The sequence below is a fragment of the Leuconostoc fallax KCTC 3537 genome (assembly GCF_000165675.1).
Lineage (GTDB): Bacteria > Bacillota > Bacilli > Lactobacillales > Lactobacillaceae > Leuconostoc_B > Leuconostoc_B fallax.
Genome location: NZ_AEIZ01000030.1, coordinates 1 through 3,305, shown reverse-complemented (window position 1 = coordinate 3,305; position 3,305 = coordinate 1). Strand labels below are relative to the sequence as shown.

Below are 3,305 nucleotides of genomic sequence, written 5' to 3'. Positions count from 1 at the left end.
CTTTTTTATTGCCTATAAATAGTTCCAGCTTCTGCAACCTGATTAACCAAAAAATTAACCAATCCAGATTTAGTCATGCCATATTTCTGGGCCAATTCTTCCAGCTTTCCATTAGTTTCAACAGGTATAGACAAAGTAATTTTTTCTTTTCAACTTCAACCATCAAAAAACCTTCTTTCTTACTATTTTTATCTCTATTCCATCATTATATTATACATACGTTAGAAATACAACATTTTTTATAAAATCTCAAAACCTCCCGAAAACCCCTAACCTAAAAGGTTTCTTGAAAAAAGTATTCTGTTTAATGGACAATGGACACATGGGGGGTGTCGTAGTACCCCCATGTTTTTCGCCCAATTTTTTATCCCACTCAAACCAAACCAAAATATGGGCTCTGCCCAAACCCGCAAGCTGTGTCAGCTTGACCCCATAAATGAGCGGGAGCACCCGCTCAAACTCACCCCGCACTCGCCGTGGGGCAGGCAAAAAAGCAGGTGTGCTTTTCTTTGCATGCGCAAAAGTGTTTTTTATCCGCTAGTCTATCAACTCCTTAAAGCCTCAAAAAGGGGCTAACTGCTAAAGCAGCAAGCCCCTTTAATTCGATTTACCGTTGACAGACACAAAGTTAACTACGTTCAATCTAGTGAGATGTTAAATTAAGCTCTTAAACGCCATTTTAAGCCCATATAAGTGTTTTAAAGATGTGGACCGCCTAATTCATCAGATTTATGTCTGTCGAGTTCCTGTGAGATTTCAGGGGCTTTTTTAGACGGTTCTTTTAGTCCTGCACGCTCTAGCCACTTTTCAGGTAAATTAATACCTAGTTTTTTGTGTAGAAACTCATCAACATTTCGTATAATGCCTTGAAGCGTTCCTACTAGTTTTTGCAATCGCTCATTTTCTTTTTTCAGTTCATAGTTGCGGCCCTTGGCTTCACTCAAATCATTACGTAAACTATGATTTTCTACTTCCAGATGAATTTTTTCAAAGTTATAAGCGTCGCTAGTCACCGCCCTTTGTTCCAAATCAGCGAGATCATATTTATCAACCGTGACTTTATTTTTATTCATCAAGGTGGGTTTACTAGCAATTTTCTTGGTATCCCGTGGTCTGATTTCATCAAGCTGTTTTTTAGTATCTGCAAGCTTTGCTTGTATCTCTTGTTTTTCGGTCTCTATTTTTTCAATTCTTCCCGCATAACTTTGTATTCGGGTACTGATAAATTCTTACGCTCTTTATTTTTGTTACCACGTTGAACATCAAAGCCATTTTCTTTGAGGTACTGTGGTAATTCCTCTTGAATGTGCTGTAAGGCTTCACGATTAAATATACGCTTAGCTGAGAGCTTTTTATCATCATCAAAGGGCACAATGCCCATATGCATGTGAGGGGTCTTCTCGTCCATATGAACAACTGCATAGCGAATATTTTCGTCACCATAGTTATCTGCAAAATATTGTTTGGCTGTTTCAAAATATTTACGGGTTTCGGCTTCATCTAATTGCTCAAAAAAATCTTTGTCACTGGTTATAATCCATTCATTGACTAAAACAGCGTCTTTGCGAACTGCCCGCTTACTCGCTTTGTTTTCGTTGATATAGGCTTCAATATCCGTTTTAAAGTTATCAGTGCGCCCAGCCACTAAATCATAATTCAGATGAGAGCGGGAAACATCAATATCTTCGTTGCTGTGATTAGTCGTTTTCCGTTGGTCATGATTGCCAATGCCGACTAAATTATCAGCTTTTAATTTCGTCATTCTAGCCACTGCAAAACTCATTGTATGCACCTCATTTCGGAGTTATCTTCCAAGTAAAGTATAACCCACTATACTTTACTTCGTAAAGATGGGCTCGCCGAGGGGTCTTGCAGACGGCTCTGTCGGCTCTTTTGAGCCGAGTATCAGCGCACCCTATGGTGCAATTAGCTGATACCTGTTTGACGTTTTGCTGCCCTACTTTTTTAAGTAGGTATGCAAACCTCAAACTAAAATAAAAACCCCCTTCGACTTTTGTCAGGGGGCTTTTATTAATCAATAATTCTATTTAAAGTCGCATGACTCCCCTCAAAGTCAAAATCGTGTCGATTGCGCTTCGCACAACGCCGCCCAAAGTCAAGCTCGTCACACCTTACCTTTTGACAAAAGGTAAACGAAAAAGCCCCATCAAGCGGTCACTTTCATAAAGCAAACTGATCGTTTGATGGGGCTAAAGAAATGAATTTTGATCACTAATGTGATCAAAGTTAACCAGATATCGGGAAAAATACTTAACTGGCAAACACCTTATCAGGTCATGCTAACCAATTTGTCAAAAAATTCGGATTAAATTTGCAATCTACCAATTAAGATATTTTTTTATACAATCCTTGCAATAAATGACGGAGTTTTCTTTTAAAAACTTTCGTATCTCTGTAAATGAACGTGGTGGTATGCTGATCTTGAAAAAAGCTTCATCCCAGGTTTTTAATTCTTTACCACAAATACTACATTTAATGGTCATTAGTATTACGCCCCTTTCTTAGAATGGCAAAAGCAATAATGAATGCAATTAGTGAACCTGACAATAATAATATAGCAACAACATCAATAAAATTTTAATCCGACATTTTATTGATGTTTTTACTAGCATACTGTTGTTTCTGCCAATTTGACTTGATATATTCTTTAATAAAAAGCGTATTTCTTTCAGTTAGAAGTTCGAACCAGCCAGCTGGTGCTTCCTCAGACATGCAATAATCTGCAAAGTCTTTTAAATGCATAATTTCATTTTCAGAAATAAAAGCCAACATGTCACGTAAGGCTTGGCGCTTATCGCCAGTAGAAAGAGCTAAGCAACTCTCTAAATCAAAGCCTCCAAAGGTCTCAATATCAGCATTATCATACTGATATTTTTCAGGATTATCCATATGTGTCAAGTACCTAACAGCGCCAGTTAAACTACTAATTCTTTGAGGAGCAGGCGCCCTTAAAGACCTAGCAATTTCATCAATTTGTTCAAAAGATTTGTTCCCTTTATAGTTCAAAACAAGATGATAGTGAGATTTTTTCTTTTCTCCATCAGGGTTAACATCTTTATCATGTAAGGGACTGACAGCAATAGGCTCTTGCCTGATAATATCTTTCCAATTTTCAGGAAGACTTTCAGGATAAACAACAATACCCCAATTACGACCACGTTTATAAGGCTGTTTTGTTTTGGGATTTTTATTCGGACGAGGTACCGTCCAATCGATTTTAGATTCACTTTTCATATGTTATAATTACCTCACAGACTTTTAGATTGCGTCCTATGCACAGGGCG

Annotated in this window: 1 protein-coding gene and 1 pseudogene; both read right to left on the bottom strand. The window is 37.7% G+C overall.

Features of this window, described 5'->3' with window-relative positions; all coding sequences use genetic code 11:
* Positions 1-698 precede the first annotated feature (698 nt).
* Positions 699-1,783: pseudogene (gene mobV / locus LEUFL_RS13590) on the bottom strand (MobV family relaxase).
* An 815-nt stretch (positions 1,784-2,598) separates the two neighbouring features.
* Positions 2,599-3,255 carry a replication protein gene (locus LEUFL_RS0108775; protein WP_010008895.1) on the bottom strand — a complete coding sequence of 219 codons (657 nt, stop codon included), beginning with the start codon at positions 3,253-3,255 and terminating at the stop codon, positions 2,599-2,601.
* Positions 3,256-3,305 lie beyond the last annotated feature (50 nt).

What these genes read in the sequence shown, in the direction of transcription:
- LEUFL_RS0108775 (WP_010008895.1), bottom strand. Translation starts at nt 3,255, where the DNA reads ATGAAAAGTGAATCTAAAATCGATTGGACGGTACCTCGTCCGAATAAA.